A 15,379-nucleotide genomic window follows, 5' to 3' on the forward strand; every position below is an offset into this window, starting at 1 on the left:
CCTCCGCCGCCCGTGCTCAGCTGCCGAGCGTGTAGTCCGCCACGACCGGCGCGTGATCGCTCCACCGGGTGTCCCACGACGGCGCGCGGACGACGCGGTAGTCGGTCGCCCGGGTCGCGAGTTCCGCGGTCGCGAGGTGGTAGTCGATGCGCCAGCCGGTGTCGTTGTCGAACGCTTTGCCGCGGTTGGACCACCACGTGTACGGACCGTCGACCTCGCCGGCGAAGCTGCGGCCGACGTCGACCCAGCCGAGGCCAATCCCGCTCTCGCCGTCGATTGTCGCGACCGTCTCACCGTGCGGTGCGGTGAATCGGTCGAAGTAGGCGCGCTCGCGGGGGAGGAAGCCGGCCTTCTTGACGTTGCCCTTCCAGTTCCGGATGTCGAACTCGCGGTGTCCGACGTTCAGGTCGCCGGTGATGAGCGCGAGGTCGCCGAGGTGCGGCATCCGCTCTTCCATCGCGTCGAGGAAGGCGTATTTCGCCACCTGCTTCTCGGTGCCGACCTCGCCCGTGAAGACGTACGCGCTCACGACGGTGAGGAGCTCGCCATCGACCTCGATGTCGGCCTCGACCCAGCGCCCCTTCGAATCGAGAGCCTCGTCGCCAAGGTCGACGCGCCACACGTCGAGCGGTTCACGCGCGGCGATCGCGACCCCCGCGCGCCCCTTCGCGAGGGCCTCGTCGTTGACGACGTGCCACCCCGGCAAGGCTGCGGCGAGATCGGATGCCTCGGCCCGCACCTCCTGCAGAGTCAGGATGTCGACATCGGCGGTTTCGAGCCAGTCGTGCATCCCCTTTCGGGCGGCGGCGCGGATGCCGTTGACGTTGACGGAGGCGATGCGGAGCGTTCGAGGCACGCTCTCCAGCGTATCGACGGCCGCCGACATCGAGTCACCCGTGGACGCGGCCGAGGAGCTCCTCCGCGTGACGCAGATCGCGCCGGGCGCCCGGCTTCTGCCACCACGAGGCGTCCGCCAGCGCCTGCCGCGCTTCGCGGACTCCAGCCTCGGCCACGACCCGGAGTGCCCGCCGCTCCTGCGCGAGCTGCTCTGCCGCGGTCGTCTCGACCAGCGGGATGTCGGCGTCGTCCGCCGCGACGGCGATCCAGGATGCCGCGACCAGGATCACGATTCCCGCGAGGCGGAGCCACAGCAGCAGGCCGATGACGACGGAGAACGTCGCGAGGAGGGGGTTCGTCGGTGAGTACACGGCGAGGAATCCGCCGCCCAGCTGCAGCAGCGCGAGGACGCCGCCGCCGGCGGTCGCTCCGGGAAGTATCGACCGCCAGGGCAACGACGTCCCGGTGAGGAAGCGGATGAGGCACGCCAGCGCGGCCGTGTTGAGGAGAACGCTGACGAGGACCGACGAGATACGACTCGTCACGTCGACGACCGTCGATTCGTAGGACACGTCCGCCCAGTCCAGGACGACGGCGACGAGGCCGCCGGCCACGAGTCCGAGCAGAGCGCCGAGGACGAGAGCGAGTCCGAACAGGAGCGCGGCCAGGAGATCGCCCAGCTTCAGGAGGACGAAGCTGCGGGCATCGAAGGGGAGGCCGAAGATGCCGCGTACGGCGCGACGGGTGAAGGTGACGAATCCGATCGAGGTCCAGATCGCAATGGCGACGGCGATCGCACCCGTCACGGCGAAAAGGCTGCCGCTGTCCCGGGCGATGTCGGCGACGTCCGACGGGTCGAGCGTGCCGCCGACAGCGATGAATCCGGGAAGGTAGGAGTTCACGACTGCGATCAGCCCGTCGATCGCGGCGCGCGAGCCACCGAGCCACAAGCCGACGACGGCGACGGCGGTGTAGAGCGTCGCGAAGATGGCGAACAGCGACTGGTAACTGATGCTCGCCGCCAGCAGGAAGCCGTTCCGCCTCAGGAATCGTCGCCACACCCGCACCGGGAACGACGCCACTGTCTTCCGGGTCAGCACCGTGGCACGTTCGAACGGCTGATCGAGGCGCTCACGCAGACGAGACGCCTCCCACCGCTCGCGCAGGGGAGGCGTCGTGTCGTCCGAGGTCACGCCTCGAGGCTATCGGGGTAGATCAGCCGCGGAGGACCGCCTGCTTCACCTCGGCGATGGCCTTGGTGATCTCGATGCCGCGGGGGCACGCCTCGGTGCAGTTGAAGGTCGTGCGGCAGCGCCACACGCCTTCCTTGTCGTTGAGGATGTCGAGGCGCACATCGGCGGCATCGTCGCGCGAGTCGAAGATGAAGCGGTGCGCGTTGACGATCGCAGCAGGGCCGAAGTACTGACCGTCGGTCCAGAACACGGGGCACGAGGACGTGCACGCGGCGCAGAGGATGCACTTCGTGGTGTCGTCGTAGACCGCGCGATCCTTGATCGACTGGAAGCGCTCCTTGCCGGGCTCCGGAGCGGACTTGGGCTGCAGGAAGGGCTGCACGTCGCGGAAGGACTCGAAGAACGGGTCCATGTCGACGATGAGGTCCTTCTCGAGCGGAAGACCCTTGATCGCTTCGACGTAGATCGGCTTCGAGATGTCGAGATCCTTGATCAGCGTCTTGCAGGCGAGGCGGTTGCGGCCGTTGATGCGCATGGCGTCGGAGCCGCAGATGCCGTGTGCGCAGGAGCGACGGAAGCTCAGCGTGCCGTCGACGTCCCACTTGATCCGGTGCAGCGCGTCGAGGACGCGGTCGGTGGGGTACATCTCCACGTCATAATCGACCCAACGCGGCTCAGCATCCACCTCGGGATCGAAGCGCCGGATGATGAAAGTGACCAGGTACGACTGGATGCCGGAGTCGTTCGCCTCCTGCGTGTCCGCAGGTGCGCCGCTGTCGACGATCGTCATCAGTACTTCCTCTCCATCGGCGGGTAGTTGTACTCGCCCTGCTCGTTCTTGGTGAACACGACCGGCTTCCAGTCCAGACGGATGTGGTCCTCAGGGTTCGCGGAGTGCGGGTCACCCGTGAGGTAGGCCATCGTGTGCTGCATGTACTTGTCATCGTTGCGGTCGGGGTAGTCCTCGCGCATGTGACCGCCGCGGCTCTCGCGCCGGTTGCGGGCGGCGTAGGCGACGATCTCGGCGATGTCGAGGAGGAATCCGAGCTCGACGGCCTCGAGCAGGTCGGTGTTGTACCGCTTGCCCTTGTCGTCGACGTGGACGTTCTTGTAACGCTCGCGCAGATCGTTGATCGTGCCCATGACGTTCGTGAGCGTCTCTTCCGTGCGGAAGACCTGGGCGTTCGCGTCCATCTCCTCCTGGAGCGTCTTGCGAAGCGTCGAGATGCGCTCGGTGCCGGCGTTGCTGCGCAGGCCCTCGATCATCTCGCGGACCTCCTTGGCGGGGTCCTCCGGCAGCGGCATGAACTCGGCCGTCTGCACGTACTCGACAGCGTTCTGGCCCGACCGCTTGCCGAAGACGTTGATGTCGAGGAGCGAGTTGGTGCCGAGACGGTTGGCGCCGTGTACCGAGACGCAGGCGCACTCGCCGGCGGCGTAGAGACCGGGAACGACGGTGTCGTTGTCGGCGAGCACCTCACCCTTGATGTTGGTCGGGATGCCGCCCATCGCGTAGTGCGCGGTCGGCATGACCGGCACCGGCTCGACGACCGGGTCGACGCCGAGGTAGGTGCGGGCGAACTCGGTGATATCGGGGAGCTTGGTCTCCAGGACCTCCGCACCGAGGTGCGTGCAGTCGAGGTAGACGTAGTCCTTGTTCGGACCGGCACCGCGGCCTTCGAGCACCTCCTTGACCATGCATCGCGCGACGATGTCACGCGGGGCGAGGTCCTTGATCGTGGGGGCGTAGCGCTCCATGAAGCGTTCACCCGAGGCGTTGCGGAGGATGGCGCCCTCACCGCGGGCGCCCTCGGTCAGGAGGATGCCGAGGCCGGCGAGGCCTGTCGGGTGGAACTGGAAGAACTCGATGTCCTCGAGAGGCAGGCCCTTCCGCCAGACGATCCCGACACCGTCACCGGTGAGGGTGTGGGCGTTCGAGGTGGTCTTGAAGATCTTCCCGAAACCGCCGGTCGCGAAGATGACGGCCTTGGCGTGGAAGACGTGAAGGTCGCCGGTGGCGAGCTCGTACGCGACGACACCGGCGATGCCGGTGCGACCCAGGGCATCCTTCACCGTGATCAGGTCGAGCGCGTAGTACTCGTTGAAGAAGTTGATGCCGAGCTTGACGCAGTTCTGGAACAGCGTCTGCAGGATCATGTGGCCGGTGCGGTCGGCGGCGTAGCACGCCCGACGAACCGGGTTCTTGCCGTGCTCTGCGGTGTGACCGCCGAAACGGCGCTGGTCGATCTTGCCGTCGGGCGTGCGGTTGAAGGGCAGACCCATGTTCTCGAGGTCGATGACCGCGTCGATGGCTTCCTTCGCGAGGATCTCCGCCGCGTCCTGGTCGACGAGGTAGTCGCCGCCCTTGACGGTGTCGAAGGTGTGCCATTCCCAGGAGTCCTCTTCGACGTTGGCGAGCGCTGCCGCCATGCCGCCCTGCGCCGCGCCGGTGTGGCTGCGCGTCGGGTAGAGCTTCGTGATGACGGCGGTCTTCGCGCCGGGCCCGGCCTCGATGGCCGCGCGCATGCCGGCGCCACCGGCGCCGACGATGACGACATCGAACTGGTGGTAGTGGACGCCGTCCTTGACGACGGAGTCCGCGGTCTGGGTGCTCACGTGACGGTTGCCTCTGCTCTCTGCGTTTGCGTGCCGGTCGAGCCGGCTCAGCCCTGTGCCTTGCAGACCTCGGCGACGACGCTGCCGTCACTGAGGTTGGGGATGCAGGGGTCGAAGGTGAAGACGACGAGGGTGCCGAGGATGATCATGAATCCGGCCACCACCCAGAGGCTGGTGACGAGGACTCGGCGGACCTTCGCGTTGGTGACGTAGTCGTTGACGATCGTCCGCATGCCGTTCGTCCCGTGGATGAACGCCAGCCACAGCATGAGGACGTCCCACACCTGCCAGAAGGGGGTCGAGAACTTGCCCGCGACGAACGCGAAGTCCAGCGCCGAGATGCCCTCGCCGACCATGAGGTTGACGAACAGGTGGCCGAAGATGAGGACGATCAGCAGCACGCCGGAGACGCGCATGAAGACCCAGCCCCACTGCTCGAGGTTCGGGCCCTTCCGGCGAACGGAGGCCTTGCCCTGCGGGGTGCGCGGGGGAAGGAGGGTGTCGGCGGTCATCAGTGCTCGCCTCCCATGTGCGAGAAGACGTTCGGAAGGTGACGGGCGGCGAACCCGATGAGGGTGACGGCCCAGACGGCCAGCACGCCCCACCAGAGCTGGCGCTGGTGACGCGTGGCCCACGGCCACAGGTCGACCGCGATGATGCGGAGGCCGTTGAACGCGTGGTAGACGATCGCCGCGACCAGGGCGACTTCGCCCAGGCCCATGATCGGGTTCTTGTACGTGCCGATGACCGCGTTGTACGCCTCGGGGGAGACCCGGATCAGCGCGGTGTCGAGGACATGCACGAGCAGGAAGAAGAAGATGGCGATACCGGTGATGCGGTGCAGAACCCACGACCACATGCCCTCGTTGCCGCGGTACAGCGTGCCGCGCGGGGTCTTGGACGTGGTCTCAGCTACCGACGGCGTGACGCGTGCTGGTGCAGACACGGTCGTCCTCCCTTGGGTGAGATGGGTGGCGCTCCTGCGGCGAGATCACGGCATCCCAGGGAATGTCGCCCATCGTCGCAAGCGGGCGCATCGACCATCCTAAGCGGCCCTGAAGGGGGTGGGCGAGGAAGGGCAACCTTACGAGCAGCGGTCGATCGGAGTCTCTCGTCGTCATCGGTCCGGAACGGGGGCGTCATGGTCGGCCGGTAGGGTTCGGACCATGGTCGAACACATCGAGGATTTCTATGCTGTCATCCCTGCGGGCGGCGTCGGATCGCGCCTGTGGCCGCTGTCGCGTGCCGATGCGCCGAAGTTCCTCCACGACCTGACAGGCTCGGGTCATTCGCTCCTGCGCGACACGTGGAACCGGCTCGAGCCGCTCACCGGTCCGGACCGTATCGCCGTCGTCACCGGGCGCGCGCACCGCGCCGCCGTCGAGGCGCAGCTTCCCGGCATCCCGGACAAGAACGTCATCCTCGAGTCCGAGCCCCGCGACTCGGCTGCCGCCATCGGCCTCGCCGCCGCGATCCTGCACCGACGGCATCCGGATGTCGTCATCGGATCGTTCGCCGCAGACCATGTCATCCGCGGCTCGCGCGTCTTCGAGTTCGCGGTGCGCGACGCCGTCGAGGTCGCGCGCGAGGGATACATCTGCACGATCGGCATCGCTCCGTCCGAACCGGCCGTCGGGTTCGGGTACATCAAGAGGGGCGGCGAGCTCATCGTCGAGGGCGCTCGGGATGCCTCCCTGGTCGAGCGGTTCGTCGAGAAACCCGACCTCGAGACCGCGAAGGCGTACGTGGCCGACCGGTCCTACCTCTGGAACGCCGGCATGTTCATCTCGCGCGCGGACGTCCTCCTCGCCGAGATCGAGGCGAACAACCCCACTCTTCACGCGGGCCTGCTCGAACTCGCCGAAGCGTGGGACGACCGCGAGCGTCGCGGCCCCGCCGTCGACCGCATCTGGCCGACCCTGCAGAAGATCGCGATCGATTACGTCGTCGCGGAGCCCGCTGCGGAGAAAGGCAAGCTCGCCGTCGTCCCCGGCCACTTCGACTGGGATGACGTGGGCGATTTCGCGAGCCTCGCGAAGCTCAACTCCGGTGGTCGCACCGACCTCGCGATCCTGGGGCAGAATGCCCGCGTCCTCTCGGACGCCGCGAGCGGCATCGTCGTCTCGCAGACGAGCCGGGTCATCAGCATCATCGGCGTGAAGGACATCGTCGTCGTCGACACGGACGACGCGCTGCTGGTCACGACCGCCGAGCACGCGCAGCGCGTCAAGAGCGTCGTCGACGCCCTGAAGGTCACGGGTCGCGGCGACGTCCTCTGACCTCTTCGGCGTTGAGCAGGATGCCGCTCCCGTGACGGGTTCATTGCGGCTTTGTAACCATTCGGAGGAACGGCCTCATCAGGGTGCCCGGTCGACGTCACAGTAGGTAACTTCGGTTGCGCACACCCGCGAAGTCCGCGGGTTCTCTTCCGTGGAGGCACACTTGACCATCTCGAACCCGAAGAAGCTCGCCGGCATCGCCGGTGCCGCGCTTCTCATCGCCGCGCTGGCTGGCTGCGGCACCGCACCTGAGGCCAACCCGTCGTCCTCCGCCGGCGCTGGTGCCGGCACCGTCGTCGACGGCTTCAAGCCCTGCCTCATCTCCGACGCCGGTGGCTGGAACGACAAGTCGTTCAACGAGTCCGCCAAGAACGGCATGGACAAGGCCGCCGACGAGCTCGGCATCAAGCCCCTCGAGTTCGAGTCGACGAACGACAACGACTATGCGCCCAACATGACCACGGCGATCTCCGAGGGCTGCACCCTCATCGTCTCCGTCGGCTTCAAGCTCGCGGCCGCCACGGTCGAGGCGGCCAAGGCCAACCCCAACCTGCAGTTCGCGATCATCGACGACTTCGCCGACACGGATCAGGATGGCAAGACCGACGCCCCGAACATCAAGCCGCTCGTGTTCAACACGGCGGAAGCGGCCTACCTCGGCGGCTACGCGGCCGCGGCATGGTCGGCTGAGGACGGCGTGAACAAGGTCGGCACCTTCGGCGGCATCCAGATCCCGTCTGTCGCCGTCTTCATGGACGGTTACGCGCTCGGCGTCGAGAAGTACAACGAGGACAAGGGCGCCGACGTCAAGCTCTTCGGCTGGGACGTCGCGGCGCAGAAGGGCGCCTTCACCGGTGGCTTCGACGCGAACGACACCGCCAAGCAGACGGCGCAGTCCGTGCTCGACCAGGGCGTCGACGTCATCCTCCCCGTCGGTGGCCCGATCTACACCAGCGCTGCAGCCGCCATCAAGGATGCCGGTGATGACACCCTCATCCTCGGTGTCGACAGCGACCTGGCTGTCGCCGATACCTCGGTGACCGACGTCACCCTCGTCTCGATCATGAAGGCAATCGATGTCTCCGTGTACGACACGACGGTTGCAGCGTCCACCGGTGACTTCGACGCCGCCCCGTACGTCGGCACCCTGGAAAACGATGGCGTGAAGCTCTCGAGCTTCCACGACTTCGAGTCGAAGCTGCCCGCCGGTCTGACCGACGAGCTCGCTGCGCTCCAGGAGTCGATCGTCTCGGGCGACATCAAGGTCGAGTCCAAGAACTCGCCGTGATCTGAACGACATCCACTCGGGGCGGGCAGCGTGACGCTGCCCGCCCCGAGTGCCGTTCGCTCAACGTTTTTTATGGCGGGTACTTCCATACACCCGCCGGATAGGGTTCTTGTATGAAGCTCGAGCTCCGCGGAATCACCAAGAGATTCGGCAGCCTCGTCGCCAACGATCACATCGACCTCGTGGTCGAGCCGGGGGAGATCCATGCTCTCCTCGGTGAGAACGGCGCCGGCAAATCCACCCTCATGAACGTCCTGTACGGCCTGTACCGTGCCGACGAAGGCCAGATCCTCCTGGACGACGCCGTCCAGAACTTCCGGGGTCCCGGCGACGCGATGGAAGCCGGCATCGGCATGGTCCATCAGCACTTCATGCTCATCCCGGTCTTCACCGTCGCCGAGAACGTCATGCTCGGGCACGAGAAGACCAAGGGTCTCGGCCGACTCGACCTGGCGCAGGCCCGTGAACACGTCCGCGCTGTCGCGGATCGGTTCGGCTTCCAGATCGACCCCGACGCGCTCGTCGGCGATCTCCCCGTCGGCGTTCAGCAGCGGGTCGAGATCATCAAGGCGCTCTCCCGCGACGCGAAGGTCCTCGTCTTCGACGAGCCGACCGCCGTGCTCACCCCGCAGGAGACCGACGAGCTCATGGGGATCATGCGGCAGCTCCGCGATGAGGGCACCTCGATCGTCTTCATCACCCACAAGCTCCGTGAGGTCCGCGAAGTGGCGGATCGCATCACCGTCGTCCGTCTCGGCAAGATCGTCGGCACGGCCTCGCCCACGGCGACCAATGCCGAGCTCGCGTCGCTCATGGTCGGTCGCGCCGTGGAACTCACGGTGCAGAAGGATGCCGCACAGGTCCGCGACGGCGGGCTCGAGGTCCGCGACCTCCGCGTCCTGACTTCCGGCGGCGCGATCGTCGTCGACGAGGTGTCGTTCGACGTCCGCCCGGGCGAGATCCTCGCCGTCGCGGGTGTGCAGGGCAACGGCCAGACCGAGCTCGTCGAGGCGATCGTCGGCCTCGCGGCCCGCACCGAAGGCTCCATCCGCCTCGACGGCTCGGAGCTGGTCGGCAAGAGCGTGCGCAGCATCCTCGACGCGGGTGTCGGCTTCGTCCCCGAGGACCGCAAGGAAGACGGCCTCGTCAGCGGCTTCTCCGTGGCCGAGAACCTCATCCTCGATCGTTCGACGGACCCCGCATTCTCGCGGGGCGGCACGATCCGCCGCGCGGAGCTCGACGCGTTCGCCCGGGCCCGCATCGAGGAATACGACATCCGCACCCGCGGCCCCGAGACCCCCGCCGGCACGCTCTCGGGCGGCAACCAGCAGAAGGTCGTCATCGCCCGCGAGATGAGCCGCGACCTCAAGCTCTTCGTCGCCGCTCAGCCCACCCGTGGCGTCGACGTCGGGTCCATCGAATTCATCCACAAGCGCATCGTCGAGACCCGTGACGCGGGCATCCCCGTGATCGTCGTGTCGACCGAGCTCGACGAGGTCACCGCCCTCGCCGACCGCATCGCCGTCATGTACCGCGGACGCATCGTCGGCATCGTTCCCGGAGACACGCCTCGCGACACCCTCGGCCTCATGATGGCCGGCGCAACCGACCCGGAGGTGGCTGCATGAGCGGCACGACGCCCGGCGCCGCCGACGCGGCGCGACCCGCCGACCAGCTGCCCGCTGCAAGCGGACCGCTGACGGGGGAGAGCGCTCCGAAGGAACCGTCACGAACCGACGTCTTCCTCCGCGAACTCCTGCGCGGCAGCGCGGTCACCACGATCCTCGCAGTCGTCCTCGCCTTCATCATCGGCGGTGTACTCATCGCGGTGACCAACGACGATGTGCAGCGTACGAGCGGCTATTTCTTCGCTCGCCCGACCGACATGCTCGGCGCGGCCTGGACCGCGATCTACAACGGGTACGAGGCGCTCTTCCGCGGTGCCGTCTTCAACCCGCGGGTGACCGACTTCGCCACGCAGATCCGTCCTCTCACGAACTCGCTCGGGTTCGCGGCGCCGCTCATCGCCGCCGGCCTCGGTGTCGCCCTCGCGTTCCGCGTGGGTCTGTTCAACATCGGCGCCCGCGGTCAGATGCTCGTCGGCGCACTTTTCGCCGGGTTCTTCGCGTTCAACCTCGATCTGCCGATCTTCCTGCACCTGCCGCTCACGCTGCTCGCCGGCATCCTCGGCGGAGCGATCTGGGGTGGCCTCGTCGGTCTCCTGAAGGCGCGGACGGGCGCACACGAGGTGATCCTCACGATCATGCTCAACTACGTCGCCTACTACCTGCTGCTGTGGATGCTGCGCACCCCCGGCCTTCTGCAGGCGGAAGGAACGAATCAGCCGCAGTCGCAGCCGACGCCCGCGTCGGCCCAGTTCCCCGACCTTTTCGGACCGTTGTTCCCGCAGCTCGACTGGGGATTCGTCATCGTCGTCATCGCGACCCTGTTCGTCTGGTGGCTCATCGAGCGCTCCAGCCTCGGACTTCGGATGCGCGCCGTGGGCGAGAACCCTCACGCGGCCCGCGCCGGCGGCATCAACGTAGAGCGCATCTACATCTACGCCATGGTGTTCGCCGGTGGTCTCGCCGGCCTCGCCGCCATGAACCAGATCCAGGGCAACGTCACCACGGGCTTCGCCGCGACCATCGACGCCGGGATCGGCTTCGACGCGATCACCGTCGCCCTGCTCGGCCGCAGCCGCGCGTGGGGGACGTTCGCCGCCGGCATCCTGTTCGGCGCTCTCAAGGCCGGATCGTTCTCGATGCAGGCGCAGGGCATCCCGGTCGACATCGTGCTCGTCGTGCAGTCGCTCGTGGTGTTGTTCATCGCGGCACCGCCGCTCCTGCGCGCCGTGTTCTTCCTCCCCAAGACCGAGATCGAGAAGGCGGACAAGGCGCGAGCCAAGGCCGCGAAGAAGGCGGTGGCGGCATGAGCGCTCCTGCTCCCGCGCTCGAGTCCGACGGCACGATCCAGCTGAGCGTCGTCAAGACCCGGCACCTCAAGACGCCTGTCGTCTTCGGCGTTGTCGTCGTCCTGATGGCGGTGCTGTTCCTCCTCGTCCCGCGAGGGGGCACCACGACGTTCCGCCTCGGTGACGCGACGTCGTCGATCGCCGTGCCGAACCTGGCTGTGCCCACGGGCCTGACGAGCTGGCTGATGGTCGTCGTGCTCGTCGTCCTCGCGGCCCTCGCGGCGTGGAACGCCTGGAACTACCGCAAGACCCCGCTCTGGCTGACCACGGTGTTCGCAATCCTCGCAGTCGTCGCCTTCATCGTGTGGGCCGCTGCCGGCGGCACCTTCCCCGTGACGAGTCTCCTGTTCGGCGCCGTATCGCTGTCGGTCCCGCTCGTGTTCGGCGCGCTCGGCGGTGTCATCGGCGAACGCGTCGGCGTCGTCAACGTCGCCATCGAGGGACAGCTCCTTCTCGGTGCGTTCTCCGCGGCGCTCCTCTCGAGCATCACCGGCAACCCGCTGATCGGCCTCGTCGGAGCCATGGTCGGCGGCGTCCTGGTGTCGTTCGTCCTCGCGGCCTTCGCCATCAAATACCTCGTCGATCAGGTCATCGTCGGCGTCGTGCTGAACGTCCTCGTGACGGGTCTCACCGGATTCCTCTACGGCGCGCTACTCGTGCCCAACGAGGACACGCTCAATCGTCCCGAGCGCTTCGGCCGCATCGAGATCCCGTTCCTGAGCGAGATCCCCATCATCGGACCGGTGCTGTTCAACCAGACCATCATCGTCTACCTGATGTACATCACCGTCGCCATCGTGTCGTGGGGTCTCTACCGCACCCGCTGGGGACTCCGGCTCCGCGCGGTCGGCGAGCACCCCCAGGCCGCGGACACCGTCGGCATCAAGGTCAACGCGACCCGGTTCTGGAACGTCTCGCTGGCGGGTGCGATCGCCGGCATCGGTGGTGCCTACTTCACGCTCGTCTCGGTGCCGCAGTTCGGCAAGGAGATGACGGCGGGTCTCGGCTTCATCGCACTCGCGGCCGTCATCTTCGGCCGCTGGGACCCGATCCGCGCGACGCTCGCTGCGCTCCTGTTCGGGTTCGCGACGAACCTGCAGAACCAGCTGACGGTTCTGGACACCCCGATCCCCAGCGAGTTCATGCTGATGCTGCCGTATGTCGTGACGATCCTCGCGGTCGCCGGTTTCGCCGGTCAGATCCGCGGGCCCGCCGCATCCGGCAAGCCCTACATCAAGGGCTGATACGGATGCCGCGACCTGCGGCATCCGTCGATCTACAGAGGAAGAAGTCGTGACCGACATCGATTGGGACGAGCTGCGCTCCGCAGCCGTCGAGGCCATGGAGAAGGCGTACGCGCCGTACTCCCGTTACCGAGTGGGCGCCGCGGCGCTCGTGAGCGACGGGCGGATCGTGACCGGCTGCAATGTCGAGAACGCGTCCTACGGCGTTGGGCTGTGCGCGGAGTGCGGCCTCGTCGGCAACCTCCACATGACAGGCGGCGGCGAACTCGTTGCGTTCGTCTGCGTCAACAACGACGGCGAGACGATCATGCCGTGCGGCCGGTGCCGACAGTTGCTCAACGAGTTCGCGATCCCCGGGATGCTGCTGGAGACCGTGTCCGGTATCCGCACCATCGATGAGGTCCTGCCCGATGCGTTCGGTCCCCGCGATCTGGAGGCCGCCCGATGAGCGCGGTCGAGGCGTTCGACGCCGTCGACGTCATCAGGACGAAGCGCGACGGCGGTGCGGTCCCCGAGGACGCCCTCCGCTGGATGATCGACGCTTATACCCGTGAGTACGTCGCCGACTCGCAGATGGCCGCTTTCGCGATGGCCGTGCTGCTCAACGGGATGAACCGCGACGAGATCCGCGTCATGACCGACGCCATGATCGCGTCGGGGGAGCGGATGAGCTTCGCCGGTCTCGGCAAGCCGACCGTCGACAAGCACTCCACCGGCGGCGTGGGCGACAAGATCACCCTCCCGCTGGCTCCGCTCGTCGCCGCCTTCGGCGTCGCGGTGCCGCAGCTCTCGGGACGCGGTCTCGGGCACACCGGCGGGACGCTCGACAAGCTCGAGGCCATCCCCGGTTGGCGCGCCGCCCTCAGCAACGACGAGATGATCGCGCAGATGCAGGGCGTCGGCGCCGTGATCTGCGCCGCCGGGTCGGGCCTCGCACCGGCTGACAAGCGTCTCTACGCGCTCCGCGACGTCACCGGCACGGTCGAGGCGATCCCGCTCATCGCGTCGAGCATCATGTCGAAGAAGATCGCCGAGGGTACGGACTCGCTCGTCCTCGACGTGAAGTTCGGCTCCGGCGCCTTCATGCAGGACGTCGACAAGGCGCGCGAGCTCGCTCGCACGATGGTGGCGCTCGGCACCGACTCGGGCGTGGCGACCACCGCGCTCCTGACCGACATGAACACGCCGCTCGGCCTCGCGATCGGCAACGCGAACGAGGTCCGCGAATCCGTCGAGGTGCTCGCCGGCGGCGGCCCCGCCGACGTCGTCGAGCTGACCATCGCACTGGCTCGCGAAATGCTCGCCCTCGCGGGTCAGCCCGACGCCGATGTGGAGGCCGCCCTGAAGGACGGCCGCGCGATGGATTCCTGGCGTCGCATGATCTCCGCTCAGGACGGTGACCCGGATGCGGCCCTGCCCACCCCGCGCGAGACGCACACCGTGACCGCGACCGAGTCCGGCGTCATCACGCGCCTCGAAGCGCTGCCGTTCGGGATCGCCGCCTGGCGTCTCGGCGCCGGACGCGCTCGCGCGCAGGACCCCGTCATCCACGCGGCGGGCATCGACCTGCACGTGAAGCCGGGCGACACCGTGACCGCCGGTCAGCCGTTGTTCACCCTCCTCGCCGACGATGAGAAGCGCTTCGCGCGGGCCACCGAGGCGCTCGAGGGCGCCTGGGAGATCGGTGCGGAAGCCCCGGCATCCACCCCACTCGTCCTCGAGCGCATCACCGCTTGACCCCCTCACGACAGGACTCGACTATGGCCATCGAACAGCACGGCGACGCACAGCTCGAGGGCGTCTCGATCCGCTCGCTCCCCAAGGTGTCGCTGCACGACCACCTCGACGGCGCGCTGCGTCCGCAGACGATCATCGAGCTCGCCGATGAGGCGGGCGTCGAGGTTCCCGAGGCCGCGGCGGACGACCTCGCCGACTGGTTCGAGGATCAGTCGGATTCGGGCTCGCTCGTCGAATACCTGAAGACGTTCGACCTGACCATCGCCGTCATGCAGACCCGTGAGGGCCTGCGTCGCGTCGCGAAGGAGTTCGTCGAGGACCTCGCGGCAGACGGCGTCATCTACGGCGAGGTGCGCTGGGCGCCCGAGCAGCACCTCGGCGGCGGCCTCAGCCTCGACGAGGTCGTGGAAGCCGTCCAGGAGGGCATCGAAGAGGGTGAGGATGCCGTCGAGTCCGGCGGCCGCGACATCCGCGTCGGCCAGCTCATCACCGCGATGCGACACACTGACCGGTCGCTCGAGATCGCCGAGCTCGCCGTCCGTCACCGCGGGCGCGGAGCTGTCGGGTTCGACATCGCCGGCCCGGAGGCGGGGTTCCCGCCGTCGAACCACCGCGCCGCGTTCGACCACCTGGCATCCGCGTTCTTCCCCGTCACGGTGCACGCCGGTGAGGCTGCCGGGCTCGACTCGATCCGCTCCGCGCTGGTCGACGGACGAGCGCTCCGCCTCGGCCATGGTGTGCGCATCGCCGAAGACCTCGACATCGTCGAGCAGAAGGGCGAGGAGGTGCAGGTCCGCTTCGGCGACCTGGCGCGCTGGGTCCGCGATCGGGAGATCCCGCTCGAGCTGTCGCCGTCGTCGAACCTGCAGACCGGCGCGGTCGCCGCGTGGGGGACGCAGCTGGAGGACCACCCGTTCGACCTGCTCTACCAGCTCGGCTTCGCCGTCACCGTGAACGTCGACAACCGCACGATGAGCCGCACGTCGCTGACGCGGGAGCTGTCGCTGCTCGCCGACGCGTTCGAGTACACGCTCGACGACCTCGAAGCGTTCCAGCTCAATGCTGCGGCCGCCGCGTTCCTCACGATCGAGGAGCGCGAAGAGCTCATCGAGCTCATCGGCGAGGGCTTCTCGGCCTGATTCGGCGCGGGTGAGGACCTCGACCTTTTCTCCCCAACGGGTCGCGCGCGCAGATTCTGCGCCGCGTATGTG

Annotated in this window: 13 protein-coding genes and 1 pseudogene; 8 read left to right on the top strand and 6 right to left on the bottom strand. The window is 67.6% G+C overall.

The features are described from left to right. Positions 1 to 16: 16 nt before the first annotated feature. From MO1_RS07450 to sdhC, 6 genes are read right to left on the bottom strand one after another with little or no spacing between them, the layout of a single operon-like run. Positions 17 to 886: an exodeoxyribonuclease III gene (locus tag MO1_RS07450; RefSeq protein WP_036312827.1), complete on the bottom strand. Its 870-nt coding sequence runs from the start codon at positions 884 to 886 to the stop codon at positions 17 to 19. A gap of 4 nt (positions 887 to 890) precedes the next feature. Next, positions 891 to 2,030, bottom strand: a complete 1,140-nt coding sequence (locus tag MO1_RS07455; RefSeq protein WP_060915684.1) for a YihY/virulence factor BrkB family protein — start codon at positions 2,028 to 2,030, stop codon at positions 891 to 893. A 22-nt stretch (positions 2,031 to 2,052) separates the two neighbouring features. Then, positions 2,053 to 2,820, bottom strand: coding sequence for a succinate dehydrogenase iron-sulfur subunit (locus MO1_RS07460; protein WP_036312822.1), 768 nt, complete (start codon positions 2,818 to 2,820; stop codon positions 2,053 to 2,055). Further along, positions 2,820 to 4,646 (bottom strand): succinate dehydrogenase flavoprotein subunit, encoded by a 1,827-nt coding sequence (gene sdhA / locus MO1_RS07465; protein WP_060915685.1) that lies wholly within the window; start codon positions 4,644 to 4,646, stop codon positions 2,820 to 2,822. The genes MO1_RS07460 and sdhA overlap by 1 nt, the downstream gene beginning before the upstream one ends. 47 nt (positions 4,647 to 4,693) lie before the next feature. Beyond that, positions 4,694 to 5,158 (bottom strand): succinate dehydrogenase, hydrophobic membrane anchor protein, encoded by a 465-nt coding sequence (gene sdhD, locus MO1_RS07470; RefSeq protein WP_060915686.1) that lies wholly within the window; start codon positions 5,156 to 5,158, stop codon positions 4,694 to 4,696. Beyond that, positions 5,158 to 5,592 (bottom strand): succinate dehydrogenase, cytochrome b556 subunit, encoded by a 435-nt coding sequence (sdhC, locus tag MO1_RS07475; RefSeq protein WP_076708757.1) that lies wholly within the window; start codon positions 5,590 to 5,592, stop codon positions 5,158 to 5,160. Before sdhC ends, sdhD begins: the two co-directional genes overlap by 1 nt. A 220-nt stretch (positions 5,593 to 5,812) precedes the next feature. Here sdhC and MO1_RS07480 point away from each other — a divergent pair, with 220 nt between their 5' ends. The 8 genes and pseudogenes from MO1_RS07480 to MO1_RS07515 all read left to right on the top strand — a co-directional run bounded on the left by MO1_RS07480 (position 5,813) and on the right by MO1_RS07515 (position 15,307). Then, positions 5,813 to 6,925 carry a mannose-1-phosphate guanylyltransferase gene (locus MO1_RS07480; protein WP_036312809.1) on the top strand — a complete coding sequence of 371 codons (1,113 nt, stop codon included), beginning with the start codon at positions 5,813 to 5,815 and terminating at the stop codon, positions 6,923 to 6,925. A 163-nt stretch (positions 6,926 to 7,088) separates the two neighbouring features. Further along, positions 7,089 to 8,213 carry a BMP family lipoprotein gene (locus MO1_RS07485; protein ID WP_060915687.1) on the top strand — a complete coding sequence of 375 codons (1,125 nt, stop codon included), beginning with the start codon at positions 7,089 to 7,091 and terminating at the stop codon, positions 8,211 to 8,213. 113 nt (positions 8,214 to 8,326) lie between these two features. Beyond that, a complete protein-coding gene (locus MO1_RS07490; RefSeq protein WP_036312803.1) occupies positions 8,327 to 9,841 on the top strand; it encodes an ABC transporter ATP-binding protein in 1,515 nt (504 codons plus the stop codon). Further along, complete coding sequence (locus MO1_RS07495) at positions 9,838 to 11,148, top strand: ABC transporter permease (RefSeq protein ID WP_060915688.1); 1,311 nt, start codon at positions 9,838 to 9,840, stop codon at positions 11,146 to 11,148. The genes MO1_RS07490 and MO1_RS07495 overlap by 4 nt, the downstream gene beginning before the upstream one ends. Next, positions 11,145 to 12,431, top strand: a complete 1,287-nt coding sequence (locus MO1_RS07500; protein WP_060915689.1) for an ABC transporter permease — start codon at positions 11,145 to 11,147, stop codon at positions 12,429 to 12,431. The genes MO1_RS07495 and MO1_RS07500 overlap by 4 nt, the downstream gene beginning before the upstream one ends. Beyond that, positions 12,427 to 12,879: pseudogene (locus tag MO1_RS07505) on the top strand (cytidine deaminase); the annotation flags it as partial. The gene MO1_RS07500 and the pseudogene MO1_RS07505, both read left to right, overlap by 5 nt. Then, a complete protein-coding gene (locus tag MO1_RS07510) occupies positions 12,876 to 14,168 on the top strand; it encodes a thymidine phosphorylase (protein ID WP_060915690.1) in 1,293 nt (430 codons plus the stop codon). The pseudogene MO1_RS07505 and the gene MO1_RS07510, both read left to right, overlap by 4 nt. Before the next feature lie 23 nt (positions 14,169 to 14,191). Then, positions 14,192 to 15,307 carry an adenosine deaminase gene (locus tag MO1_RS07515; protein ID WP_036312789.1) on the top strand — a complete coding sequence of 372 codons (1,116 nt, stop codon included), beginning with the start codon at positions 14,192 to 14,194 and terminating at the stop codon, positions 15,305 to 15,307. The last annotated feature ends 72 nt before the right edge of the window (positions 15,308 to 15,379 follow it).

Source organism: Microbacterium oleivorans NBRC 103075 (genome assembly GCF_001552475.1).
GTDB classification, from domain to species: domain Bacteria; phylum Actinomycetota; class Actinomycetes; order Actinomycetales; family Microbacteriaceae; genus Microbacterium; species Microbacterium oleivorans.